Here is a 23,608-nt window from a genome sequence, read left to right as displayed (position 1 = left end):
CACGGGCGCACGGTCCAGACCACTCGTCAGGCGGTGAGAGATTCCACTGCTTCGGCGCGGCGGCGGTCGTCGAAGGAGATGCGGCAGCCGCGCAGCATGTCGTCAAGCGGCAGGTTGTGGTGGCGAATGGCGAGGAACAGACAGGCGGCAGCCTCGCCCGCGATCTGCTCCTCATCGTGTTCATCGCCGGCGAGTTCGGTGCACAGGCGGTGGGCGAGTTCGGCCACCATGGCGCCGGCCACTTCGGCCCGCAGGCTCTGGGCCGACAGCCAGCTTTCGCGGATGTCGTCAGGCGTGAGTTCGAACATGCAGGAGGCGCCGACGCTGACGGGAATGTTGCCGCGGGCACGGATCGCCACCGCAAGCCCGCCTGCGCCTTCGGGCGGGCAGGACAGGATTTCCGTCGCAGGCTTTCCACAGAAGGCCATGACGCACCTCCACACACAGACACTGGGACTGCGAGTGTGCGCCGGGTTGATTGCAATCGGGTTAAGAGTCGCCGGCTGGGCGCGCGCGCTCCCGCCAGCGCTGCCGATAGGCGGCGAGGCCATCGATTGCCGCCCCGGCCACCTTGCGCATGGCGATGTCGATATGGGGGAGTCTTCCGTTGGGCATGAGCGCGAGGCAGGCGGCACCGGCGGCGGTGCCGTCGCGGGCCTCTGAAGCCAGGACGGCCTGTTCCGGGCGCAGGGCTGCCAGTACCGCGAGGAAGACGCCGTTCTGCGAGAAGGGTCCATCGACGATGACGTTGCCCTTGGACGAAATGGCATCGAGGGATTCCGCCACCATGAGGGCGCAGTAGAGCGAGGCCAGCGCGGCACGCGCCCCGGGGCTGTCGCGGAGGCTTTCGCGGAACGGCCCGGTGATGCGGCCCTTGAGGCCGGTGCCCGGCATGGGGCCGCCTGAATCCGTGAAGGAGGGCAGCGCCATTACATCAGCCGCCACGAGATCCGCCACCTCCTGCAGCGTTCCACCCGCGGCGCCTTGCGAGAGCACCTCGAATTCCTTGCCGCCGAAGAAGCGGCAGCTGGCCACCGTCTCGCCGAAGACATTCTTGTTGGCGACAATGTCGCGGGCGGGGTCCAGCGTGGTGATGTCGGCGTCGGTGTCGAAGCCGATGATCCAGGTGCCGGTGGAGAGAAGCGTGAAGTGACTCTGGCCGCCGGCGAGATAGCGCAGCAGGTTGGCATTCGAATCGTGCACGCCGGCGAGGATGTCGGCGCTGCCGCGGAAACCCTTGCCGCGCAGGGACGGCGTCAGCGTGCCGATGACCTCCCAGGCGTGGGCCTGAGGCGCATAGTGCCTGTCCCATCCGAGCCGGTGAGCCAGCGAGGAGGGGCCGCCGTTCCGCATGTCCACCAGATGAGACTGGCAGGACATGGACGACACCTCGGTGACGGCGCGGCCGCCGAGGGCAAAGCCCACGTACTGCATGAGCGGCAGGATGGTGCGCGTGGCGGCAAAGGCCTCCGGCATCACCTGCTGCTGCCAGAAGAGCTGCATGCCATGAAGCAGGGCGCGGGGCAGTGGCGGCGAATAGCTTTCGGCATAGTCTGGCATGATGTCGTGATAGGCCCGCTCGATCTCTGGCGGTGGTTCCGACATGTAGTCCATGACGGGTACGGCCGGCGTTCCGTCCGCGTCCAGGCTGACGATGCAGGCGCCATGGGCCGACGTCACGATCCGGTCGATGGGGAGCAGCTGATCGAGTTCGCGCAGGGCCTCGGCGGCAAAGGCGATGATGGGTGCGGTATCGATTTCGCGGTAATGGGCACCATCGTGATGGGGGCTCACGCGCTTTCTTTCGCTCACGATGTTGAGCGAGGTATCGTAGAGGATGACCTTGGTGTTGGTGTAACCGACATCTACGACGGCAATTCCGCGCATGGTTGCAATTTCATTCGTCATACATGCACTCTATGCAGACGTTCGCGCTGGACGCAACGGCGCAGGCGCTGTTAGCAATGACGCAGGAAACGGAGTTCGCCCATGAGCAAGCTGAAGTACAAGGACCTGCGCAGGGAGGTGATCGCCACGTGCCTCGCCATGAATGAAGAGGGCATCAACCAGGGCACCTCCGGCAATGTCAGCGTGCGCACCGAGGAAGGTTTCCTCATCACCGCGTCGGGCATTCCCTACAAGAAGATGAAGCCGCATCATGTGGTGGAGATGGATCTGGACGGTGGCTATCGCGGTGACTTCCTGCCCTCGACCGAATGGCGCATGCACCTCGACATCTTCCGCAACCGGCCCGAGGCCAAGGCCATCGTGCATACGCACTCGACCTATGCCACGACGCTCGCCTGCCTGCGCAAGGACGTGCCGGCCTTCCACTACATGATCGGCGTTACCGGTGGGCCGAGCCTGCGCTGTTCCGACTATGCGGAATTCGGCACGCCGGAGCTTTCCACCGTGATGCTGAAGGCGATGGAAGGGCGCAACGCCTGCCTCCTCGCCAACCATGGGCAGATCTGCTTCGGGCCGAACCTGGAAAAGGCGCTGTGGCTGGCAGGTGAAATCGAAACCAACTGCCATCAATACTGGGCCGCACTGCTGGCGGGCAAGCCGGTGGTGCTGGACGAGGCGCAGATGACCAGCGTGCTCCGGCGCTTCAAGAGCTACGGCAAGCAGGCGAAGGATTTGCAGGGACTCGATTCGTCACAGCTTGCCGTGATGATGCCGGTGAAGCGCGATGAGGCGCCACCTGCGCCTCCGGAAAAGCCGCGCAAGAAGAAATCTGCGACGTTCTGAAGCGCCGCCTGCGGATGTCGCGCGCGATGTTGCGCCGCAGCATCGCGCGCGTTCTGTTGCAGTGCGAGATGAGTTGCGCGGATTCTTCCTGTGCGTGTTGACAGTGACGACGTCATGATTCTACTGTCGCCGATACAAATGTAATTTCAGATTTACAAAAGTTCACAGGTGCCTTCGGGCGGTTGAAGAACAGTCGGGAAGGGTCAATGGGAACGGGGCAATCGCCTGCAACGAAACGTGCGTGGCTTCCGCGCTGGCTGACCAGCGAGCACCCTTTCCCATGGCTTTTTCCAGCCACCGCCCTGATGGTCGTGTTCGGGCTGTTCCCGCTCTACAAGGCGGTTGAGACCTCGCTTTACAAAAAGAACGCCGCCACCCGGAAACTGGTGTTCGATCCCGACTTCAACTGGACGAAGGTGCTGTTCGACGATCGGGTGTGGAACGCGCTGGGCAACACGCTCATGTACACGGGTATCGCGCTCACCTTCCAGCTGGTGCTGGGCATGCTGATCGCGTTGCTGCTTGATTCGGACCGCAAGGGCTATGGCCTGATGCGGGCCATGATGACGCTGCCGCTGGTCATTCCGCCGTCGGTGACGGCCATGATGTTCCTGCTCATGCTCAACGGTTCGTTCGGCGTGCTGGCGCAAGGGCTGATCGGGCTCGGCTTGCTGCCGCCCGGCTATCCCATTCTCGGCAATGCCTCGACCGCCATGGCGGGCGTGCTCTTTGCCGAGATCTGGCAATGGACGCCCTTCATGGTGCTGATCATGCTGGCGGGCCTGCGCTCGCTTCCCAAGGAACCATTCGAGGCAGCGGCGATTGACGGCGCCACGCCGGTTCAGGCCTTCTTCAAGCTGACGCTGCCGATGATGAGCAAGGTGATTGCCATCGCGGTGCTGATCCGCGGCATCGATCTCATGCGCGCCTTCGACTACGTGAAGGTGATGACGGACTCGGGCCCCGGCACCGCCACGGAGACGATGACGAGCTACGCGGGCCGCATCTACTTCGGTAATGCCGACTTCCCCTATGCCTCGACGATCTCGCTGATGACGCTGCTCCTCGTGATCATCACCTCCACCCTCTTCATGCGCATTTTCAAGGTGAAGCTCTGATGGAACTGTCCCGGCGCTGGCAGCTTGTGCGCGATGCGGTGGCGGTGTTCGTCACCGGCATCTTCATGTTCCCCATCTTCTGGTGGGCGCTGACCTCGATCAAGCCCATCTCCGCCGTGTTCGACAAGGACCGTGTGGTGTGGTTCGACTTTGCCCCGACGCTCATCAACTATGCGGTCACGCTGTTCGGGCGCTCGCGTTCGCAGCTTGCAATCGACGAAGGGCTCGGCATGGGCGTCGCCGGTGCTGATTCCTATGACTCCCGCCAGTCGCTGCTCGATTCGATCATCATCTCCGTGGGCGCGACCGTGCTCACCATGATCGTCGCCGTGCTCGCGGCCTATGCGCTGTCGCGCATGCGTTTCCGCGGCCGGGACACGTTCCTCAACTGGGTGCTGGGCCAGCGCTTCATGCCGCCCATCGCAATCCTCGTGCCGATGGTGACGATCTATGCCGGCCTCGGCATGCGCGACAACCAGAACCATTTCCTCGGCTATGTCGGCATCATCCTCATCTATGCGCTGATGAACCTGCCGATCGCGCTGCTGCTGCTCAAGTCGTTCTTCGACGACGTGCCGCACGACGTCGACCAGGCCGCGATGATCGACGGCGCCACGCGCTGGCAGAGCTTCGCCAAGATCGTGCTGCCCATGGTCAAGGGCGGAGTCGCCGCCGCCGCCGTGCTGTGCTTCATCTTCTCATGGACGGAATTCCTGCTGTCGCTGTTCCTCACGACGGAAATCCGCACCATCCCCGTCAAGATTTCAACCTTCGTCACTTCCACCGGCAACGAGTGGGGCTTCATCACGGCGCTGGGCACGGCAGCCGCGATCCCGAGCTTCATCTTCATCCTGCTGGTGCAACGCCATCTGGTCCGCGGCCTTACTCTGGGCTCCCTGAAGGAGTGATGCCGCGAACGAGAACCTGAACTCTAAACCATTGGGAGGATATTCATGAGCTTTAGAGAGTACGACAAGAAAACCTACATTGCGGACCTGGCCCGCGATTTCGCCGCGCGCCGCATTTCCAAGCGGTCCTTCCTCAAGAAGGCCGGCCTTGCCGGCGTGGGCTTCTCGGCCTTCAACCTCGCCCTTCTCGGCAACGTGCGCCGTGACCGCGGCTTCACGCTGGGCGAAGAAGCCATGGCGCAGGATGCCGACATCATGAAGTGGCTGAAGGATGTCTCGGGTCCGTTCAAGGGCACGAAGATCCGCTACACCTCGGAAGCGACGCCGCCGACGGTGGTGCTCGACAAGCTGAAGGGTGAATTCACCGAAGCCACGGGCATCGAAGTCGAAATCGAAATCGTGCCGCTTGAGCAGGTTCTCGCCAAGGCCACGCAGGACGTGCAGGGCCAGCTCGGTTCCTACGACATCTACTATCTCGACCAGTCGTGGGTCGCGACCTTCAGCCAGGACACGGTTGACCCCGTGCAGTACTACAAGGACAAGCCGGACCTGGCCATGCCGGGCTTCGACTTCGACGACTTCTCGAAGCCGCTCGTCGAAGGCCTTGCCATGTATGACGGCCACTGGGTCGGCATTCCCTTTGACATTCCGATCATGACCACGATGTACCGCAAGGACATCCTGGAGAAGCACAAGATCGCCCCGCCGAACACGCCGGAAGAATTCCTGGCCGCGGCGCAGATGATCACGGAAGCCGAAAAGGCCAATGGCATCTTCGGTACGGGCCTCCAGGCCAAGTCGGGCCACTACTCGCTCGAATGCGACTGGACGCAGGTTGTCTGGAACGCTGGCGGCTCCATCTTCGGCGCCGACAAGAAGTTCAAGGGCAACGACGAAGCAGGCATCAAGGGCCTGCAGCTGTACCAGGAACTGCTCAAGAACGCTCCGCCCGAATCCACCAACTCCACCTGGGACGGCCAGTTCCAGATGGGTGCTGCCGGACAGGTCGCCCTCATCAACTCGTGGGATGAATTCTTCCCCGGTTGGGATGCGGCCGATTCCAAGGTGCAGGGCCTGTGGGAAGCCAAGCGCCCGATCCGCGGTCCGAAGTATCGCACCCCGGCGGAAGCAGGCTTCGGTGAAATCCCGAACGCCGGCCACCAGGGCGGTTCGATCCTCGGCCTGTCCAAGTACTCCAAGAACGTGGACGCCGCCTGGATCTTCATGCAGTGGGCCTGTTCGAAGGACATCATGACACGTTGCACGCTGGGCGGTGGTTTCGCTCCGATGCGCCTGTCGTCCTTCGCTGATCCGCGCGTGAAGGCCAAGGAAGTCGTCGGCCCCGGCACGACGCGCCACCTGCCGATCGTGAAGGAAATCATCGACAACGACATGGCTTCCGAACCCGATATGCCGCTGTGGGCTGGCTTCTCGAACAACGAGATCCCGGTGAACCTCGGCAAATTGCTGACGGGTCAGGACTTCGGCGGCGACGCCAAGAAGTGCATGGACACGATCGCCTCGGCGATCGACGCCGCAGTGGCCGAAGCGGGCCTCTGAGACAAAAGCTGAAGCCTTTCCCCGCCTTCAGGGCGGGGGAAGGTTTTACCGGCTGGCAGGAGATCCGCGCGCCGGATCTTCCGCCAGTTCCCGCGTTGCCGCCGGAGAGACCGGCGCTCCGCGCAACAGGCGCACCCCTTCCGGACCCACAGGATTCATGACCCCCGATCTCGTCATCGGCATCGACCAGTCAACGACCGCGACGAAGGCCATCGCCTTCGACAGGCGCGGGCGCATTGTCGCGGAAGGCCGGGCTGGCGTTCCCATTTCCAATCCGCGCATGGGCTGGTTCGAGGAAGAGGTTTCGGACTGGACTGGCTCCGCCGCAAAGGCGCTGAAACTTCTCACCAGGAAGATTGCCAGGGACCGCATTGCCGCGGTTTCGATTTCCAACCAGCGCGAGAGTTTCGCGCAGTTCGACAAGACCGGAAAGGCGCTCCGCCCCGGCACGCTGTGGCTTGATGAGCGCGCCCATGTGGAGGTGAAGGAAATCGCCGACGAGGTGGGCTCCGACAGGCTGCACATGCTGTCCGGCATTCCAGACGATGTCACGCCCTGCCGCACGCGCTGCCGCTGGTTCTCCAAGAACGAAGCGAAGATGTGGGGCAAGACCGCCAAGACGGCGGAGGTGCACGGCGTCCTCGCCCATTTCCTCACCGGGGAATGGAAGACATCCATTTCCTCCGCCAGTCCCATGGGCCTGCTCGATGCCAAGACCTATGACTGGTCAGACACCTTGATGGCGGCCGCCAAGGTGCGGCGTGACATGCTGCCGGCCCTCGTACCTTCGGGCGAAGTGATGGGCCTCGTCACGGCTGAGGCCGCCCGGATCACGGGCCTCAAGGCCGGAACGCCTGTGGTTGCGGGCGGTGGCGATGGCCAATGTGCCGGCGCCGGAGCCAACACCTTCCTCAAGGGCCGTGCCTACCTCAATCTCGGCACGGCGGCCGTGTCCGGCAGCTACGGCGAGGCCTATGCGGTGGACCGTTCCTTCCGCAGCCTCGTGGCTGTGGGCGAGACGGGCTTCAGCTACGAAACGGCGATCCGCACCGGCACTTATCTTCTGACGTGGCTCGTCGAGCGCATCTTCCACCAGAACCCGGCCAGGAATCCGAAAATCTTCGCCGAACTGGAAGCCGAGGCAAAGGCGGTGCCCATCGGTTCGCGCGGGCTTGTCATGCTGCCCTATTTCTCCGGCATCATGACGCCCTATTGGGACACGGATGGCCGGGGCATGTTTGCGGGCCTCTCCGGCAGTCACACGCGCGCCGACCTCTATCGCGCCCTGATGGAGGGGATCGCCATGGAACAGGCGATGATGACCAATCGCGTGGCGGAGGTGACGAGCCCCATCGACCATTTTGCCATCGTCGGCGGCGGATCGAAATCCGACTTGTGGTGCCAAATTGTCGCCGACGCCTCGGGCCGCGACGTGAAGCGGCTGGAAACCGTTGAGGCGTCCGCATTGGGTGCGGCCATGGCCGCCGCCAAGGGCGCGGGCTGGTTCAAGACGCTTCCCGCAGCCGCTGCCGCCATGAGCGGCAAGCCCACGAAGACCTTCCGTCCACGGACGAAAGAATCGAAGGCCTATGCAGAACTTCTCTCCATCTACCAGGAACTCTGGCCGCAAATCTCAGGATGGAATGCGAAGCTGCAGGATTTCGCCCGGAGGCAGGGCTGATGAACGCCAATCCCAAATCCATCACCGGCAAGACCGATTGGAACAGCCTCATCCGCGACGTGATCTCGGGAGAATGGCGCGACCCCGCCACGGGTAAACGCTGCGAGGTGCCCTTCGAGACCATCCGCATCGAGGAGACGCTTGATGGCGGTGCCGCCGACCTGGTGGCGCCACTCAAGATCGGCCGCAAGCTGGCGGTTGTTTCCGACACCAATACGCTCGAAGCCATGGGCCGCCGCGTGGCCAAGGAATTGAGGGGCTGGACCGATGTGGAAGAAATCGTCTTCCCCGGCGACACCCATTGCGATGAGCCGACGATTGCACTGATGCAGGAGAAGACGCGCCACTGCGACGGCTGCGTGGTGGTGGGCTCCGGCTCGCTTTCCGACACGGTGAAGTATGCGACCTTCAAGGACGGGCGAAAATATGTGAGCTTCGCCACCGCGGCTTCCATGAACGGCTATGGCGCCGGCACGGCATCGGTCACGCTCGCCAATGGCTACAAGACCAGCGTTTCGGCGCAGGCGCCGCGGGCGGTGTTCGTGGACCTCAAGGTCAACGCGGCAGCCCCGCCGTGGCTTTCGGCGGCGGGCTTCGGTGATTCCATCGTGCGGCCCGTGGCGCAGGTGGAGTGGTGGGCGGCGCACCGCCTGCTCGGCACGTCCTATTCGCAGACCCCCTTCGACCTTTTCCACGTGGAGAAGGACGAGGACCTGATGATCAAGACCTCGCCTGGTTACAAGACGGGATCGATCGAGGCCAATGGCTATCTCTACCGCGTCCTGGTGCTGGCGAGCTTCGGCAACAACATCGTGGGGTCGTCGCATTCGGGCTCCATGGGCGAGCACCAGATTTCGCACTGGATCGACATGTTCGCGGGTGCGGCCCATCCCGGCACGACGCACGGCCAGCAGGTCGGTGTTGCCACGGTGACGCTGGCGCGTCTGCACCGCTTCCTCCTCTCACTCGACAAGGCGCCGCAGATCAAGGCGACCCGCATTTCAGAAACGGATTTTGTCCTGCGCTATGGCGCAAGCATCGGCCGCATGATGTTTGCCGAAGCAAAGAAGAAGTCCTTCGACACGGAAGGTGCGGCGCGCTTCAACCGCCGCCTTGCCGAGGTGTGGCCGCAACTGCGCGCCGAACTGAAGGCCATGATGATCGACCCCGATGAACTCCAGCACATGCTGCAGGAGGCGGGTGGCCCCGTCACCGCAAGCGATCTCGGCCTGCCGCGCGACATCTGGCGCCAGGCCATGAAACATGCCCGCGACATCCGCAACCGCTGGTCCTTCCTGGACCTCGCGGATGACGCCGGGCTTCTCGACGATTTCCTCACACACGATCCGCAATAGGGACCGCATCCATGGCATCCGTCACGCTCCGCAACATCCGCAAGAACTACGGCAACCTCGAAGTCATCCACGGTGTTGACCTCACCATCGACGATGGTTCCTTCGTGGTGCTGCTGGGGCCATCCGGCTGCGGCAAGTCCACGCTGCTGCGCTCGATCGCCGGACTGGAAAGCATCAACTCCGGTGATATTTCCATCGGCGACAGGCGCGTCAACGACGAGCATCCGAAAGACCGCGACATCGCCATGGTGTTCCAGAACTATGCGCTCTACGCGCACATGAACGTCAAGGACAACATGAGCTTCTCGCTCAAGCTGGCCAAGCGCCCGCAGAGCGAGATCGACGAGAAGACGTCCTGGGCCGCAAAGATCCTCAACCTCGAACCCTACATGGCGCGCTTCCCGCGCGAGCTTTCGGGCGGGCAGCGCCAGCGCGTCGCCATGGGCCGCGCCATCGTGCGCAACCCGGCGGTGTTCCTGTTCGACGAGCCGCTCTCCAACCTCGATGCGAAGCTGCGCGTGCAGATGCGCACCGAGATCAAGGAATTGCACGAGCGATTGAAGACGACGACCGTCTACGTGACGCACGACCAGATCGAGGCCATGACCATGGCCGACAAGATCGTCATCCTGCGCGATGGCGTGATCGAGCAGGAAGGTTCGCCGCTGGAGGTCTATGACCACCCGGCAAATCTTTTCGTGGCCTCGTTCATCGGTTCGCCATCGATGAACCTGATCAAGGGCACGGTGACCAAGGGGGCCGTGGTTGCCGCCAACGGCACGCGCCTGCCGCTGCCGCCCAAGGATGCCCGCGCCAGGGAAGGCCAGAAGGTGGTCTATGGCATCCGCCCGGAAGACCTGGAATTGGGCAAGGGTTTCGACATCGCCCTCTCGGTCACGGAACCCACGGGGCCGGAACTGCATGTCTATGGTGATATGGGCGAGGAAGAAATCTGCGCGGTGCTGCGCGAACGCGCCGACCTCAAGCGCGGCTCCACGGTGAGCCTGGCGCCGCGCCTCGACCGCGTCCACCTGTTCGACGCCGATACAGGCAAGGCGCTGTGAGACTGTCACTGTGAGCAAGACCGTCACCATCCTGGGGGCTGGCGTCATGGGATCCGCCATGGTGCTGCCCTTCGCCGACCGGGGCATGCGCGTGCGGCTTGTCGGCACGCATCTCGACCGGGCCATCATCGACAGCGTGAAGGCGAGCGGCCTTCATCCCAAGCTGAACGTCACGCTGCCCAAGCCGGTGCAGGCCTTCCATCACGAAGACCTGGCCAAGGCCGTGGGAGATGACACCGATTTCATCTTGCTGGGCGTGGCCTCGGCGGGGGTGGAGTGGGCCATCGACCAGCTGGCGGGCGTGCTGAAGAAATCGACGCCCGTCATCATGATCACCAAGGGCATGTCGCCGGAGCCGGCGGGGCTCGGGGCGTTCCCCGACGTGGTGCAAGCCGCCTTGCAGACGCGGCTCGGATTCAAGGTGCCCGTCGCTGCCATTGGCGGGCCCTGCATTGCCGGTGAACTGGCGGTGCGGCGGCAGACGGGCACTGTCATCGTCTCGCGCGATGAAGCGCTGGCGCACAGCTTCGCCCGCGATTTCGAGACGGACTATTATCACCCCCGCACCTCCACCGACATGCTGGGCGTGGAGGCCTGCGCGGCGTTCAAGAATTTCTTCGCCATCGCCGTGGGCTGGGCCCATGGCAAGCTGGAAACCTTGCCGGAAGCGGAGAACAAGGGCCGCAACAACAATGCCGCCGCCATCCTTTTCGACCAGGCGGTTCGCGAGATGATGGAGCTTTCGCGGGCCCTGGGCGGCACGGCGGAGAGCGTTTGGGGCATGCCGGGCACCGGCGACCTCTATGTGACATGCCAGGCCGGGCGCAATTCCAGGCTTGGCAACAATCTGGGCCGTGGCCTCACCTACAACCAGGTGAAGGCGGGGCCGATGCGCGATGATACGATCGAAGGGGCGGAACTGGGCCGCGCCGTCGCAGCATCGCTCCGGGCGATGATGGCGGCGGGCACGCTGGTGGCAATACGCCTGCCGCTGACGCAGGCGCTGCTTGACTGCCTCACCAACGACACGCCACTCGATCCGCCCTGGGCGAAATTTCACACGGGCTGAGAACACATGTCCGCAACGCTTCCCGATGATGCCGCTGCCAGCCTCTCCGCTGCGGCAGTTGATGTTGGGAGCATGCTTCCGGAAGCCGACCGCGAGGAGCAGCTGGCGACGCGCGCGGCCTGGCTCTACTTCATCGGCAACAGCACGCAGGAGCAGATTGCCAAGAAGCTGGGATTGACGCGGCTGCGCGTGAACCGGCTTCTGGCGCAGGCGCGGGACCAGGGCCTCGTGCAAATCCAGGTGACTGGCCGGCTTGCGGGTTGCGTGGCGCTGGAACATGAACTGGTGGCGCGCTACGGTCTCAAGGATGCGGTCGTGGTGCCATCGCCGGCCGATGCCATGCAGATCCGTCCGCTGATCGCGGCGGCGGCTGGGCACTACCTGTCGCAGCACCTGCACGACAACATGTCGGTTGGCGTGGGCTGGGGGCGGACGCTGCGGCTGTCGCTGGCCTCGGTGGTGCGCAAGCCCTATCGAAAGCTGTCGGTTGTCTCGCTGATCGGCGGGCTGACGCAATCCTCCGCCGTCAATCCGCATGAAACGGCCTCGCACCTCGCGGATATCATCGGCGGGCAGTGCTATTATTTTGCCGGTCCCGCCTTCACCGATTCGGCTGAAAGCCGCGACATGCTGATGAACCAGCCCATGTTGCGCGATGTCTTCGAGCGTGGCCGCACCGTCGATCTGGCCTTCCTCTCGGTGGGGGACCTTGCCCATGCCAACACCATGACGGCACTCAACCTCATCACCGATGCGGAGGCCAAAAGCCTGCAGGCCGCCGGCGCGGTGGGCGACGTGTGTTCTCACTGGATCAACACGGCAGGCGATGTGATCGACCATCAGCTCAACTTCCGCGCCGTGGGGCTGTCGCCTGTCCATCTCAAGGGGGTGCGGGATTCGATCCTGGCGTCGGGCGGCAAGGCGAAGGTCGGCGTCATCCACGGGGCGCTGGTGGCGCGTTATGCCAACCGCCTGTTGACGGATGAGGCGACGGCGCGCCAACTGCTGGCCCTGAAGTAACCGCGGGGGAGAGCAAGATCATGGCACAGGAAGCCGTTCTGGGCATTGATGTGGGCACATCGGGCGTGCGCATTGCGGCGCGCGGCAAGGACGGCGCGCTCCTCGCCATGTCGCAGGCCACGATGGCGGCACCACTCATCGATTTCGGCCGCGCCCTGCAGGATCCGGCGATCTGGTGGGATGCGCTCACCCAGGCCTTCGCGGGTCTCCGGCTGAACGGCATACAGGTGCTGGCGCTGGCGATTGACGGAACATCGGGAACGATCCTGCCGGTCGATGCCGCGGGCCAGCCGCTGGGCCTTGCCTCCATGTACAACGACGTGGCGGAGGCCGATGCGGTGAAGGCCATTGCCGCCGTTGCCCCGGCGGAGACGGCGGCGCTTGGGGGAACATCGCCGCTGGCGCGCGCCATGATGATGGACAAGGCCGCGCCCCGCATCCTGCATCAGGCGGACTGGCTGCTGGGACGTTTGTGCGGACTCTTCGATGTGTCTGATGAAAACAACGCGCTCAAGTCCGGCTATGACCCGGTGAAACGGGAATGGCCGGCGTGGATCGCAGGGACCGGATTCGATGCGGCACGTTTTCCCAAGGTGGTGCCCGCAGGGACGCGCGTGGGCACGCTCACGCCGGAGATGGCGCAGAACCTGGGCCTGCCCGATGGCGTCGCCGTGGTGGCGGGCACGACGGACGGCTGTGCGGCCTTCCTCGCCAGCGGCGCCCGCGCTGCAGGTGATGGCGTCACATCGCTCGGTACCACGCTGACTTTGAAGCTTCTTTCGGCAACGCCGGTGTTCGCGCCGAACTTCGGCATCTACAGCCACCGCATCGGCGACCAGTGGCTGGCGGGTGGCGCGTCGAATACGGGCGGCGGGGTTCTGGCGTCATTCTTCTCGCGCGAGGAAATCGTGCGGCTCACGGCGCTGATCGATCCCGAGGTGCCGACGGGCCTCGACTACTATCCGCTGTCGCGGCCGGGCGAGCGCTTCCCCGTCAATGATCCGGCCTTTGCGCCGCGCGTCACGCCACGGCCCTCGCAGGACGAGGTGTTCCTGCAAGGCCTGCTGGAGGGAATCGCGGCGGTGGAGGCGCTGGCCTATCGCAAGCTCGCCGAGCTTGGCGCATCACCGCTGGCGTCCATCCGCAGCGTCGGTGGCGGTGCGGCCAACGACAAATGGACACGCATGCGGCTGAAGGCGCTGGGCGTTCCGGCGCTTGAGCCTGAAAGCGAACATGCCGCCATGGGTACGGCCCGGCTGGCCTGGCGCGGGATCGGCCACGATGCGTAGGATCTCGGGCCTCGGGGAGATCGCGCGCGATTTCGATGCCATGCTGATCGACCAGTTCGGCGTCATCCATGATGGGCAGAAACTCTATCCGGGTGCTGCCGCTGTGCTGGCGGAACTGCATGCGGCTGATATTCCCGTCGTCGTCATGACCAATTCCGGAAAGCGCGCCGCGCCCAACACAGCGCGCGTCGTCAAGATGGGAATCCCGCGCGCGCATTTCGTGGACTGCGTGAGTTCTGGCGAGGTTGCGTTCCAGTCGCTTGACGTGAAGACGGCCTTCCTCGTCGGCAAGGATGGCGAGGACTACGCCTTCGATCCCATCCGATTCGTCGATGACCCAAAGGAGGCGGAGGTGATGCTCATCCTCGGCTCCAATGCGCCGCGCCTGTCGCTCGATGATTATCGCGCCCTGTTCCGGGGCATCACGTTGCCGGCGCTGTGCTGCAATCCCGACCGGTGGATGATCACATCCTCCGGCTTGCAGCCCGCGCCCGGCGCCATTGCCGCCGTCTATGAGGAGATGGGTGGCAAGGTGTCGTGGATTGGCAAACCCTACGCGGGCATCTACCGGCATGCGCTGAAACTGTTCGGCAACCCGGCCCGCGTGCTCTGCATCGGCGACAGTGCCGAACACGATGTGGCAGGCGGGCGTGGAGCCGGATTGTCAACACTGCTGGTGCAGCAGGGTGTGAGTGCGGGCGTGGTGGAGGCGGAACTGGAACCGCAGCCGGATTACGTGGCGGCGGAGTTCCGGTGGTGAGCCCCGCCCCGGCCTGCGCCGGGGTGTCGGCACTGGGTTGGATCGTTCAAATCAGAACGCGCTGTCGTGCCATCAAGGCGCGCCTCTGGAATGACGAATGAAAAGAGGAACTGGTGCCGCCCTCACGTCTTCTTCAGCAGCCACTCGTGGTCTTTCTGGTTGTTGAACTTCCAGATCCGTACTGGTCCGGCCATGACGTTGAGATAATACAGGTCGTAGCCGTGGATGGTGGCGCAGGGGTGGTAGCCCTTGGGCACCATGGTGATGTCGCCGTCTTCCACGGCCATGGCCTCGTCCAGCTTGCGGTCGTCGGTGTAGACGCGCTGGAAGGCGAAGCCCTGCGGCGGGTTGAGGCGGTGATAGTAGGTCTCCTCCAGCAGCGACTCCTTGGGCAGGTTGTTCTTGTCGTGCTTGTGCGAGGGGTATGACGAGGTGGACCCGTTGGGCGTGATCACCTCGACGACCAGCAGGCTCTCGGCGCGGGGGTCTTGCTCAGGCAGGATGTTGCAGACGTAGCGCGTGTTGGAGCCGGAGCCGCGTGTTTCGATCGAGAGTGTGGCCGGATCGATGACGAAGGCCTCTGTGGCCTTTTTTGCTGGTGCGGTGCAGATGTTGACGACGCAATCGGTTTCCGCCGTCACCGACCATTTCGCCCCCGGCGGCACATAGACGCTCCACGGCTTGCCCTCGAACACGTTCATGCGTTCACCGACCACGCCGAAGCTCTTGCCGGCAACCTTCACCTCGCCCTTGCCGGAGATGAACACGATGCAGGTTTCGCGCGCGGCTTCAACACCCTTGGCGGTCTTGCCGGGGGTGAGTTTCCACACGTCATGGCCGACGTATTTCCACTTTGCCGATTTCGGCGTGACGGAGATGACCTTGCCGGTCTTCTTCGACGGCTTGACGAGGAGTCTGGAGGGCATGGTTGTCTATCCCAGTATCAATATCCGAGGGTCTGCCTGGCGCGTGCTTCGGCCCATTCCTTGCTGGCGTCAAGGACGGTGGGGCGGACGGAGACTTCGGGCACGCCCACGTCCCACCAGGCGCCACCGGCATCGGTGGAGATCATCGGATCGGTGTCGATGACGATGAGCGTGGTGCGGGTGTTGTCTTTCGCGTCCTTGAGGGCCGTCTCCAGTTCGGCGAGCGACTTGACCTTCAGGGCAATCGCACCCTGTGCGCGCGCATGGGCGGCGAAGTCGATGGCGGGCGAGACTTCCTGCTTCACGTTGTGGTCATAGAGGTTGTTGAAGCGTTCGCCGCCCGTCGCATGCTGCAGGCGGTTGATGCAGCCATAGCCGCGGTTGTCGAGCAGCACGATGGTGAGCTTGTGGCCGAGCATCACGGCGGTCGAGAGTTCGGAGTTCATCATCATGTAGGAACCGTCGCCCACCATGACGACGACGTCCTTGTCGGGCCGCGCCATCTTGATGCCAAGGCCGCCGGCAATCTCGTAGCCCATGCAGGAGAAACCGTATTCCATGTGGTAGGAGCCGGGGAAACTGGCCTGCCAGAGCTTGTGCATCTCGCCGGGCAAGCCGCCTGCGGCACAGATGCCGATCACGTCGCGGCCGAGCGCGCGTTGCACCGAGCCCACCACCTGCGCATCCGATGGCAGTTCGGCATTGCTGGCGGCGGTGTAGGTCTCGGCCACCTTGATCCAGTCGGCGCGGGCGGCCTTTGCCTTTGCCGTCCACGCGGCGGGGGCGGTCCACTTGCCGAGATTGGCGGAGAGTTCCTCAAGGCCGACGCGGGCATCCGCGACCAGCGGCAGGGCCTGATGCTTGCTCGCGTCGAAGACTTGCGTGTTGAGGCCGATCAACGTCTTGGATGCGTTCTGGAACAGCGTCCATGAGGCGGTGGTGAAATCCTGGAGGCGCGTGCCCACGGCGAGCAGCAGGTCGGCGTATTCGCTCACGGTGTTGGAGGCACCCGTGCCGGTGACACCGACGGCACCCATGTTGAGGTCATTGAGGAAGGGCAGTGACGACTTGCCGGCCTGTGTCTCCACCACGGGAATGCCGTGGCGTTCAGCGAAGGCGGCGAGAGCTGCGTTCGCTTCCGAGAAGTTGACGCCACCACCGGCAATGATGACGGGTTTCTGCGCGGCCTTGAGGGCGGCCACGGCGGCGTGGAGTTCGCCTTCGTCCGGGCGCGGGCGGCGGAAGCTCCAGGTGCGTTCGCGGAAGAAGCTCTCGGGATAATCGAAGGCTTCGGCCTGCGTGTCCTGGCAGAGGGCGAGCGTTACGGGTCCGCACTCGGCGGGATCGGTCAGCACGGACATGGTGCGGTTCAGCGCGGGGATCAGCTGTTCGGGACGCATGATGCGGTCGAAGTAGCGGGACACAGGCTTGAAGCTGTCGTTGACGGTCGCGGTGCCGTCGCCGAAGTCCTCGATCTGCTGGAGGACGGGATCGGGCCTGCGTCCTGCAAACACGTCGCCGGGCAGGAGCAGCAGCGGCAGGCGGTCCACATGGGCGACGGCGGCGGCGGTCACCATGTTGAGGGCGCCGGGGCCGATCGAGCTTGTCGCCGCCATCACGCGGCGGCGGTTGGTGGCCTTGGTATAGGCGATGGCGGAGAGCGCCATGCTCTGCTCGTTCTGCCCGCGGTAGGTGGGAAGCCGGTCGCGCACCTGGTAGAGCGCCTCGCCGAGGCCGGCGACGTTGCCGTGACCGAAGATGCCCCAGACGCCGGCAAAGACCGGCGTTTTCCTGCCGTCGATCACGGTCATCTGGGCGCAGAGGAACCTGACGAGGGCCTGTGCGGTGGTGAGGCGGATGGTCTTGCTCATGCTCGTGTCTCCTCAGGCGCGACGCGCATCGTCCCAGATGCGCACGAGGCTGCCGAATTTCTCTGCCATCATGGTGACGGCTGCGGTGTCGTCGATCTGGCCTGCGAGCCAGGCGCGGGCAGCATCGTTGAAGATGGTGCGGCCTACAGCGAAGCCTTTCACATGGCGCTTGGCGGCCACGGCGGCGAAGCCCTTGGCCAGTTCGTCCTCCGGCGCTTCAAGGCCGAGCAGCACCACGCCGCGGCAGAGCGCGTCGTTGTTGTCGATGACCTTGCCGATTTCGTCCCAGGCGGACGCGTCCGCCTGCGGTTCGAGCTTCCACCAATCGGGGCGGATGCCGAGGTCGTAGATCTCCTGCATGGCGCGGGCGATGGTGTAGCGGTCGAGCGGACCGTTCTTGCCGGCAATGATCTCGATCAGCAACTCGCGGCCCACCTTGCGGGCGGCCTCGTAGAGCTGGCGGTATTTGGCAAGCTGCTGCTGCTTCAGTTCGGCAGGATCATCGGGATGATAGAAGGCGAGGCACTTGATGCAGTGATCGACGGGCCAATCGACGAGGCGCGATCCCACATCCTGCGTGTGTTCGAACTGAAGCGGGCGTGAGCCGGGCCTTTCCAGCGGACGGCCGACCCACAGGCCGAGTTTCGCAGCATCGAACATGGCCTCGCGGCCATAGGTGTCGTCGAGAAGCGTGCCGAAGCCGGACTGGCCGTTGGCGACCTTGGCGATGGCCTGCATGGCGAGGCGCTTGAAGGGCGCGATCCGGGCCCGGTCGGCGCCCACGCTGTCGGCCATGTCTTCCAGTTGCTTGCGATGGTCGATGGCGAAGGCGAGGAGTTTCGGCCAGGCCTTGCGGCGCGTGGTCGCGTGATGGATGTGATTGAGGTTGTCGTCGGTGCGCAGCGCCTTCACGGGCGAGCCGTGCTTGAGGAAATACTGCAGTTCTTCCCAGGTGACGTATTCCGGCGAGCAGAGCAGGCGCGAGACGGCGAAGGCACCGCAGGCATTGGCCCAGGTGGCGCAGATCTCGTAGGGCTCGTTCTTCAGCCAGCCCCGCAGGAAGCCCGACATGAAGGCATCGCCTGCGCCCAGCACGTTGTAGACTTCGATGGGGAAGCCCTTGCCGACGATGCCGCCTTCGAGGGAGGCGGGAATTGCGGCGGGATAGACAACGCAGCCCATGGGGCCGCGCTTCAGCACGATGACGCCCTTCGACAGGCCGCGAATGGTGCGGAGCGCCGTCAGCGTGTCCTCGCTGCCGCCGGCGATGTGCACTTCCTCTTCTGTGCCGACGATGAGGTCGCAGTCGGCGAGGATGGATTGCAGGTGGGACGTCACCATGTCCGACTTGATGTAGCGTTCCTCGCCCGCGCCATGACCGGCGAGGCCCCAGAGGTTCGGACGGTAGTCGATGTCAATGACGATGCGGCGGCCATGTTTCTTTGCGAGCGCCATGGCCTTGCGCTGGGCCTTGTCGTTCACCTCGCGGGCGAAATGCGTGCCGGTGACGAGGAGGGCCGCCGCGGAGCGGATGAAGTCCTCGCTCACGTCGGCCTCGGAGAGGGCCGAGTCGGCGCAGTTGTCGCGGTAGAAGATGAGCGGGAAGGACTTGTCGCTTTCGACCGCCAGCAGCACCAGCGAGGTGAGGCGGGCGGGGTCGGTGGCGATGCCTTTGGTGGAGACGCCTTCGCGGGCCATCTGCTCCAGCACGAAGCGCCCCATCTGCTCGTCGCCCACGCGGGTGATGAGGCCGGAGCGGAGACCGAGGCGGGCGGTGCCGATGGCGATGTTGGAGGGAGAACCGCCCACCGACTTGGCAAAGGAGGCCATGTCTTCGAGGCGCGAGCCGATCTGCTGGCCGTAAAGATCGATGGAGCAGCGCCCCATCGTAATGACGTCAAGCGCTGTCGGCGCGCCGGATGGGGCAGCCATGGGAAAACTCCGTGGTAACGTAGGGGTCAAACGTGACCAACACAGAACAATAATTCCCCTAATTTGTCAAGTGGAATGAATATTCTATTTCTTCTTGCTGCGCCGTTCTGCCGTCGCCACGGTGAGCGTCATGGCGAGCGTCAAGGTGGCCGCCATGGAGCGGAAGCCCTCAAAATTGGCTTCCTGCACCTCGAACCAGGCCTGGGCGATGGAGGCGAGCGGCGAGAAGGGTGAATCGGTGATGGCCAGCACCGGCACGCCACGGGCGGCGAGCTTCTGTGTCAGGGTCACGGTCTCGCTGGCGTAGGGCGTGAAGCTCACGGCCAGCACCACGTCCTGCGGTGTGGCGAAGCTGGTGTCTTCCGCCGCAAGTCCGCCGAGGGAATCAACGAGCGCATAGCGGATGCCGAGCTTGCCGAAGGCATAGGCCATGTAGGTGGAGATCGGGAAGGAGCGGCGCAGGCCGATCAGGTAGATGGTCTCGGCCTTGGCCAGCATGTCGGCGGCCACCTGCAACTGCTGCGGGTCCAGCTTCTCGCGCAGTGTCGCCAGCGACTGCTCGGAGGCATTGGCGAAGCCGTCGAAGACAAGCCCCGCCTTGCCCGAATTGCGCGTGTGTTCGCGCAGTTGTTCGAGGCGTTCGTCGTAGTTCAGCACGCGCTCGCGCAGGCGGGACTGGAAGACCTCCTGCAATTCGCTGAAGCCCTGGTAGCCGAGGCTCTGGGCGAAGCGCACCAGCGTCGAGGGCTGCACATCCGCCGCCTGGGCGATGGTCGCGACCGTCCCGAAGGCGATGTCGTCCGGGTTTTCCAGTGCGTAACTCGCAACCTGGGTGAGACGGCGGGGAAAGTCCGGGGCACGCTCGACGATGAGGGCGCGGAGGGCTGTGAAGTCACGCGGGGTATCGGTCACGGTCATGCCCCGCAACAAACCATGGAACAGCCGCAACAGCAATGATTCCGGAACGGTTGTTCCGCATCATTCGTCGATGGCAGAACCTTTCCCCCTGACGTGGCTGCCGCTGTCGGCCGCTGGCGCACCATTGGCCTCCACCAGCGCGCGGCGGAGGCGGCGGACGATGACGGCCTTCGACTTGGCATCGGCAGCGGTCTTCAATTGCTCGCCGATGTCGAGGATGAGGGATTGCAGGTCGTTGTTCCAGTCGAGCTTCGCCACATCGGTGGGATCGATGCGGGGCTTCGTTTCATCGGCCAGCAGGGCGCAGGCGCTGCCGGTGAGGTCGTAGACGTCGTCAAGGCGGGGACGCACGATGCAATCGTCGGGCACCAGCCCGCGAATGTCCTCGGCCAACGCCACCTGCGGCTCCTCTTCGCCATGGGTGAGGAAGATGGATTTGCCGACAGGAAGGCGGTTCTTGATCCACTTCACCAGTTCGGGGCCGTCGGCGTGGCCGGAATAGTCCTCGATGCGGCGGATGGTGGCGGCAACCTTGATCTCGTCTCCCATGATGGTGACGCGCTTGGCGCCATCTTCGAGGAGCGAGCCCAATGAACCCCTGGCCTGAAAGCCCACCAGCAGAACGGTGGTGGAGCGCTGCCACAGGCGGTTGCGCAAATGATGACGGATACGCCCCGCTTCCGCCATGCCGGATGCGGCAATGACGATGTGGAATCCGGTAAAGCGGTTGAGCGCCTTGGAATCCTCCACGCTCTCCGTGGATTTCACCAGCGGCGAGGCGAAGGCATGGGCCAGCGCTGCGCCGCCCGTGCTCTCATGGGCATGCTTGCGGAAAACGGCGGTCGCCTTGTTGGCAAGTGGTGAGTCGATGAAGATGTTGCACTTGGGCGCAAGGCCGCGCTCCATCACGGTGATGAGGTCGGTCACAACTTCCTGGGTGCGTTCCACCGCGAATGACGGGATCAGCATCACGCCGCCGCGGCCTGCAGCATCGCGCAATTCGCTGGCGAGCAGTTCCAGGCGCTTCTCGGGGGAACGTTCAAAACGGTCCCGGCCGCCATAGGTCGATTCACAGATGACGAAGTCAAAATTCTGCGGGGCTTCCGGATCTTCTTCCAGCAGCTTGTTGTCGGGGCCGATGTCGCCCGAGAAGAGAATGCGGGTGGGCTTGGTGCCGGCCTGCTCCACTTCCACTTCGATGGAACATGAGCCGAGGAGGTGGCCCGCGTTCCAGAATCGCATGCGGATTCCCTCGGCAGGCGAGAACCACTGTTCCATCGCTTGCGTCTGGAACAGGTTCAGCGACGCCATGGCATCATCCATGGTGTAGATCGGCTCCACCTCGGGGCGCCCGCGCTTGACGTTGCGCTCGTTCAGCTTCTTCACTTCCGTTTCCTGGATGAAGCCGGAATCGGGGAGCATGATGCCGCAAAGGTCGCGGGTTCCCGCACTGGCGTGAATGGGTCCGGCATAGCCGTGCTTCACCAGCTTGGGCACGAGGCCTGTGTGATCGATGTGGGCGTGGGTCAGCACCAGCGCTGTGATCTTCGTCACGTCATAGGGAAGGGGGCGGTAGTTCAATTCGCTTACGGTGCGTGCGCCCTGGAACATGCCGCAATCGATGAGGACGCGGGCCTTTTCGGTCTCGATCATGTAGTTGGAACCCGTGACCGTGCGGGCGGCGCCGTGGACGTGCAACTTCAGCATGATCAATCCTTGGGAACGGGGAGGCCGGCAGCGAGGAGTTCGCTCCATGCCTGTTCGGGGGTATCGGCAAAGGTGAAGAGGCCGAGGTCGCGCTCATTGATCAGGCCGCCGTCGACAAAGCTCTGGAAATTGATGGTGCGCTTCCAGAACGCGGAATCGAAGAGCACGACCGGGAGCGGCTTCGTCATCTTTCCGGTCTGGCGCAGGGTGAGCAATTCGAACAATTCATCCATGGTGCCGAAGCCGCCGGGGAAAACCACCAGGGCTGCGGCACGCATGGCAAAGTGCATCTTGCGCATGGCGAAATAGTGGAAGCGGAAGGTGAGGTCGGGGGTGGAGAAGGCGTTGGGTTCCTGCTCCATGGGAAGCGTGATGTTGTAGCCGATCGATGGAGCGCCCGCGTCATAGGCACCGCGGTTTGCGGCTTCCATGATGCCGGGACCGCCGCCGGTGGCGATCACATTGTAGAGAGGCTTGACCCGGTGCTTGGAGCCGCCGTTCTCGGAGCAGATGCGGCCGAAGGCGCGGGCGCCATCATACCAGCCATCGGCAGCGCCGGGTTTCACCCGGGCCGAGCCGAAGACAACGACGGTTGTCTCCACACCCCAGCTGCGCAGGTTTTCTTCCGCCTTCTGGTATTCAAGCTGGAAGCGGATGCCGCGCGTCGTGTCGCCCAGCAGGAATTCGATATCCATGGCGGGCAGGCGGTAGGCCGCGCTCTTCATCTGCGGAATGTTGGACGGATGGTCGGACACAAAGTACCCCTTAGGATTGCCAAATCTTGAGGCTTGCAGCAAAGGATGCTTTCAATCAAGGGCAGGTTAATGCCTGCCGTCCTGCGTGAAAGGGGTCAAGCTCATGGCAAAGTCGCTCGCCGAACGTTTCCGGGTGGCACCCGGCAAGGCCTTCAAGCTGGCCTCCGCCGATCCGCGTGATACGGGCACCTTCGACGACAAGGACAAGACCAAGGCGCAGACCGAAAAGGATGCCGAGGCCATCGACGGGTTGCAGGACCGCCTGTTTGCGGAAGGCAAGCGCGCCCTGCTGGTGGTGCTGCAGGGCATCGATTGTTCGGGCAAGGACGGCACGGTGCGGGCGGTGTTCAACACCTGCGGGCCCATCGGCGTCACCATCTCGCCCTTCAAGGCACCGACGGCACCGGAACTGGCCCAGGACTATCTCTGGCGCGTGCACAAGGTTGCCCCGCCCAAGGGCATGATCGGCATCTTCAACCGCTCGCATTATGAAGACGTGCTGGTGGTGAAGGTGAAGGGCTATGCGCCCAAGGAGGCAATCGAACGGCGCTATGACGAGATCAACGCCTTCGAGAAGATGCTGAGTGACAATGGCACGCGCATTCTCAAGTTCATGCTGCACATCTCGAAGGACGAACAGGCTGAACGCCTGAAGGAGCGCGTGGAGGACGAGACCAAGCGCTGGAAATTCAATCCGGGCGACCTCGATGACCGGGCGCTGTGGGACAACTATGCCGAGGCCTATGAGGTCATGCTGAACCGCTGCTCCACGGCACATTCGCCCTGGCATGTGATCCCCGCCGACCGCAACTGGGTTCGCAACGGCATCGTCGCGGGGATCGTGCGCGAGACGCTGGAAGAAATGAATCCGCAATACCCGCAGCCCAAGGACTGGGACCCGAAGACGATCAAGATCGTGTGAGG

At 63.9% G+C, this 23,608-nt stretch carries 20 protein-coding genes; 12 read left to right on the top strand and 8 right to left on the bottom strand.

The genetic code is table 11. The features are described from left to right. Positions 1–26 precede the first annotated feature (26 nt). Positions 27–428, bottom strand: a complete 402-nt coding sequence (locus IPM06_05260; protein MBK8769821.1) for a hypothetical protein — start codon at positions 426–428, stop codon at positions 27–29. A gap of 61 nt (positions 429–489) precedes the next feature. Beyond that, entirely contained in the window at positions 490–1,908 is a 1,419-nt protein-coding gene (locus IPM06_05255; GenBank protein MBK8769820.1) for a hypothetical protein, read from the bottom strand. Positions 1,909–1,989: 81 nt separating this feature from the next. Between IPM06_05255 and IPM06_05250 the strand changes: the two genes are divergently transcribed. From IPM06_05250 to IPM06_05200, 11 genes are all read left to right on the top strand, one after another. After that, complete coding sequence (locus tag IPM06_05250) at positions 1,990–2,751, top strand: class II aldolase/adducin family protein (protein ID MBK8769819.1); 762 nt, start codon at positions 1,990–1,992, stop codon at positions 2,749–2,751. A 206-nt stretch (positions 2,752–2,957) separates the two neighbouring features. After that, complete coding sequence (locus IPM06_05245; GenBank protein MBK8769818.1) at positions 2,958–3,869, top strand: sugar ABC transporter permease; 912 nt, start codon at positions 2,958–2,960, stop codon at positions 3,867–3,869. Continuing rightward, positions 3,869–4,777, top strand: coding sequence for a carbohydrate ABC transporter permease (locus tag IPM06_05240; protein ID MBK8769817.1), 909 nt, complete (start codon positions 3,869–3,871; stop codon positions 4,775–4,777). The genes IPM06_05245 and IPM06_05240 overlap by 1 nt, the downstream gene beginning before the upstream one ends. A gap of 45 nt (positions 4,778–4,822) precedes the next feature. Then, positions 4,823–6,337 carry an extracellular solute-binding protein gene (locus IPM06_05235; GenBank protein ID MBK8769816.1) on the top strand — a complete coding sequence of 505 codons (1,515 nt, stop codon included), beginning with the start codon at positions 4,823–4,825 and terminating at the stop codon, positions 6,335–6,337. A gap of 157 nt (positions 6,338–6,494) precedes the next feature. Next, positions 6,495–8,018 carry a xylulose kinase gene (locus IPM06_05230; GenBank protein MBK8769815.1) on the top strand — a complete coding sequence of 508 codons (1,524 nt, stop codon included), beginning with the start codon at positions 6,495–6,497 and terminating at the stop codon, positions 8,016–8,018. Further along, positions 8,018–9,373, top strand: coding sequence for an iron-containing alcohol dehydrogenase (locus tag IPM06_05225; protein MBK8769814.1), 1,356 nt, complete (start codon positions 8,018–8,020; stop codon positions 9,371–9,373). Before IPM06_05230 ends, IPM06_05225 begins: the two co-directional genes overlap by 1 nt. 11 nt (positions 9,374–9,384) lie before the next feature. Next, complete coding sequence (gene ugpC / locus IPM06_05220) at positions 9,385–10,437, top strand: sn-glycerol-3-phosphate ABC transporter ATP-binding protein UgpC (GenBank protein ID MBK8769813.1); 1,053 nt, start codon at positions 9,385–9,387, stop codon at positions 10,435–10,437. A gap of 10 nt (positions 10,438–10,447) precedes the next feature. Beyond that, positions 10,448–11,506 (top strand): glycerol-3-phosphate dehydrogenase, encoded by a 1,059-nt coding sequence (locus IPM06_05215; GenBank protein MBK8769812.1) that lies wholly within the window; start codon positions 10,448–10,450, stop codon positions 11,504–11,506. A gap of 6 nt (positions 11,507–11,512) precedes the next feature. Next, positions 11,513–12,526: a sugar-binding transcriptional regulator gene (locus tag IPM06_05210; GenBank protein MBK8769811.1), complete on the top strand. Its 1,014-nt coding sequence runs from the start codon at positions 11,513–11,515 to the stop codon at positions 12,524–12,526. Between the two features lie 20 nt (positions 12,527–12,546). Further along, a complete protein-coding gene (locus tag IPM06_05205; GenBank protein MBK8769810.1) occupies positions 12,547–13,815 on the top strand; it encodes an FGGY-family carbohydrate kinase in 1,269 nt (422 codons plus the stop codon). Beyond that, positions 13,808–14,575 carry a TIGR01459 family HAD-type hydrolase gene (locus tag IPM06_05200; GenBank protein MBK8769809.1) on the top strand — a complete coding sequence of 256 codons (768 nt, stop codon included), beginning with the start codon at positions 13,808–13,810 and terminating at the stop codon, positions 14,573–14,575. Before IPM06_05205 ends, IPM06_05200 begins: the two co-directional genes overlap by 8 nt. A gap of 122 nt (positions 14,576–14,697) precedes the next feature. Here IPM06_05200 and iolB read toward each other — a convergent pair whose 3' ends face one another. The 6 genes from iolB to IPM06_05170 all read right to left on the bottom strand — a co-directional run bounded on the left by iolB (position 14,698) and on the right by IPM06_05170 (position 22,654). Continuing rightward, positions 14,698–15,501 carry a 5-deoxy-glucuronate isomerase gene (gene iolB / locus IPM06_05195; protein MBK8769808.1) on the bottom strand — a complete coding sequence of 268 codons (804 nt, stop codon included), beginning with the start codon at positions 15,499–15,501 and terminating at the stop codon, positions 14,698–14,700. A 17-nt stretch (positions 15,502–15,518) separates the two neighbouring features. Then, on the bottom strand, positions 15,519–17,372 hold the full coding sequence (gene iolD, locus IPM06_05190; GenBank protein MBK8769807.1) for a 3D-(3,5/4)-trihydroxycyclohexane-1,2-dione acylhydrolase (decyclizing): 1,854 nt from the start codon (positions 17,370–17,372) through the stop codon (positions 15,519–15,521). Between the two features lie 12 nt (positions 17,373–17,384). Further along, positions 17,385–19,304 (bottom strand): 5-dehydro-2-deoxygluconokinase, encoded by a 1,920-nt coding sequence (gene iolC / locus IPM06_05185; GenBank protein MBK8769806.1) that lies wholly within the window; start codon positions 19,302–19,304, stop codon positions 17,385–17,387. Between the two features lie 84 nt (positions 19,305–19,388). After that, the gene (locus tag IPM06_05180) at positions 19,389–20,222 is read right to left on the bottom strand and encodes a MurR/RpiR family transcriptional regulator (GenBank protein ID MBK8769805.1); all 834 of its coding nucleotides are present in this window, start codon (positions 20,220–20,222) and stop codon (positions 19,389–19,391) included. A 60-nt stretch (positions 20,223–20,282) separates the two neighbouring features. After that, a complete protein-coding gene (locus tag IPM06_05175; protein MBK8769804.1) occupies positions 20,283–21,929 on the bottom strand; it encodes an MBL fold metallo-hydrolase in 1,647 nt (548 codons plus the stop codon). 2 nt (positions 21,930–21,931) lie between these two features. Beyond that, positions 21,932–22,654, bottom strand: a complete 723-nt coding sequence (locus IPM06_05170) for a TIGR00730 family Rossman fold protein (protein MBK8769803.1) — start codon at positions 22,652–22,654, stop codon at positions 21,932–21,934. A gap of 133 nt (positions 22,655–22,787) precedes the next feature. Here IPM06_05170 and IPM06_05165 point away from each other — a divergent pair, with 133 nt between their 5' ends. Next, a complete protein-coding gene (locus IPM06_05165; protein MBK8769802.1) occupies positions 22,788–23,606 on the top strand; it encodes a polyphosphate kinase 2 family protein in 819 nt (272 codons plus the stop codon). The last annotated feature ends 2 nt before the right edge of the window (positions 23,607–23,608 follow it).

It is taken from the genome of Hyphomicrobiales bacterium, from assembly GCA_016710435.1.
Lineage (GTDB): Bacteria > Pseudomonadota > Alphaproteobacteria > Rhizobiales > Aestuariivirgaceae > Aestuariivirga.
Note: the sequence above shows the minus strand (reverse complement) of the source record. Positions and strands in the feature narration are given on the sequence as shown.

Excerpts from the sequence above, each read along its gene's own strand:
- IPM06_05245 (MBK8769818.1), top strand. The coding sequence starts at position 2,958 with ATGGGAACGGGGCAATCGCCTGCAACGAAACGTGCGTGGCTTCCGCGC.
- IPM06_05230 (MBK8769815.1), top strand. The coding sequence starts at position 6,495 with ATGACCCCCGATCTCGTCATCGGCATCGACCAGTCAACGACCGCGACG.
- IPM06_05235 (MBK8769816.1), top strand. The coding sequence starts at position 4,823 with ATGAGCTTTAGAGAGTACGACAAGAAAACCTACATTGCGGACCTGGCC.
- iolD (MBK8769807.1), bottom strand. The coding sequence starts at position 17,372 with ATGAGCAAGACCATCCGCCTCACCACCGCACAGGCCCTCGTCAGGTTC.
- ugpC (MBK8769813.1), top strand. The coding sequence starts at position 9,385 with ATGGCATCCGTCACGCTCCGCAACATCCGCAAGAACTACGGCAACCTC.
- iolC (MBK8769806.1), bottom strand. The coding sequence starts at position 19,304 with ATGGCTGCCCCATCCGGCGCGCCGACAGCGCTTGACGTCATTACGATG.
- IPM06_05250 (MBK8769819.1), top strand. The coding sequence starts at position 1,990 with ATGAGCAAGCTGAAGTACAAGGACCTGCGCAGGGAGGTGATCGCCACG.
- IPM06_05200 (MBK8769809.1), top strand. The coding sequence starts at position 13,808 with ATGCGTAGGATCTCGGGCCTCGGGGAGATCGCGCGCGATTTCGATGCC.
- IPM06_05205 (MBK8769810.1), top strand. The coding sequence starts at position 12,547 with ATGGCACAGGAAGCCGTTCTGGGCATTGATGTGGGCACATCGGGCGTG.
- IPM06_05240 (MBK8769817.1), top strand. The coding sequence starts at position 3,869 with ATGGAACTGTCCCGGCGCTGGCAGCTTGTGCGCGATGCGGTGGCGGTG.
- IPM06_05255 (MBK8769820.1), bottom strand. The coding sequence starts at position 1,908 with ATGACGAATGAAATTGCAACCATGCGCGGAATTGCCGTCGTAGATGTC.
- iolB (MBK8769808.1), bottom strand. The coding sequence starts at position 15,501 with ATGCCCTCCAGACTCCTCGTCAAGCCGTCGAAGAAGACCGGCAAGGTC.
- IPM06_05225 (MBK8769814.1), top strand. The coding sequence starts at position 8,018 with ATGAACGCCAATCCCAAATCCATCACCGGCAAGACCGATTGGAACAGC.
- IPM06_05165 (MBK8769802.1), top strand. The coding sequence starts at position 22,788 with ATGGCAAAGTCGCTCGCCGAACGTTTCCGGGTGGCACCCGGCAAGGCC.
- IPM06_05175 (MBK8769804.1), bottom strand. The coding sequence starts at position 21,929 with ATGCTGAAGTTGCACGTCCACGGCGCCGCCCGCACGGTCACGGGTTCC.
- IPM06_05180 (MBK8769805.1), bottom strand. The coding sequence starts at position 20,222 with ATGACCGTGACCGATACCCCGCGTGACTTCACAGCCCTCCGCGCCCTC.
- IPM06_05170 (MBK8769803.1), bottom strand. The coding sequence starts at position 22,654 with ATGAAGAGCGCGGCCTACCGCCTGCCCGCCATGGATATCGAATTCCTG.
- IPM06_05210 (MBK8769811.1), top strand. The coding sequence starts at position 11,513 with ATGTCCGCAACGCTTCCCGATGATGCCGCTGCCAGCCTCTCCGCTGCG.
- IPM06_05260 (MBK8769821.1), bottom strand. The coding sequence starts at position 428 with ATGGCCTTCTGTGGAAAGCCTGCGACGGAAATCCTGTCCTGCCCGCCC.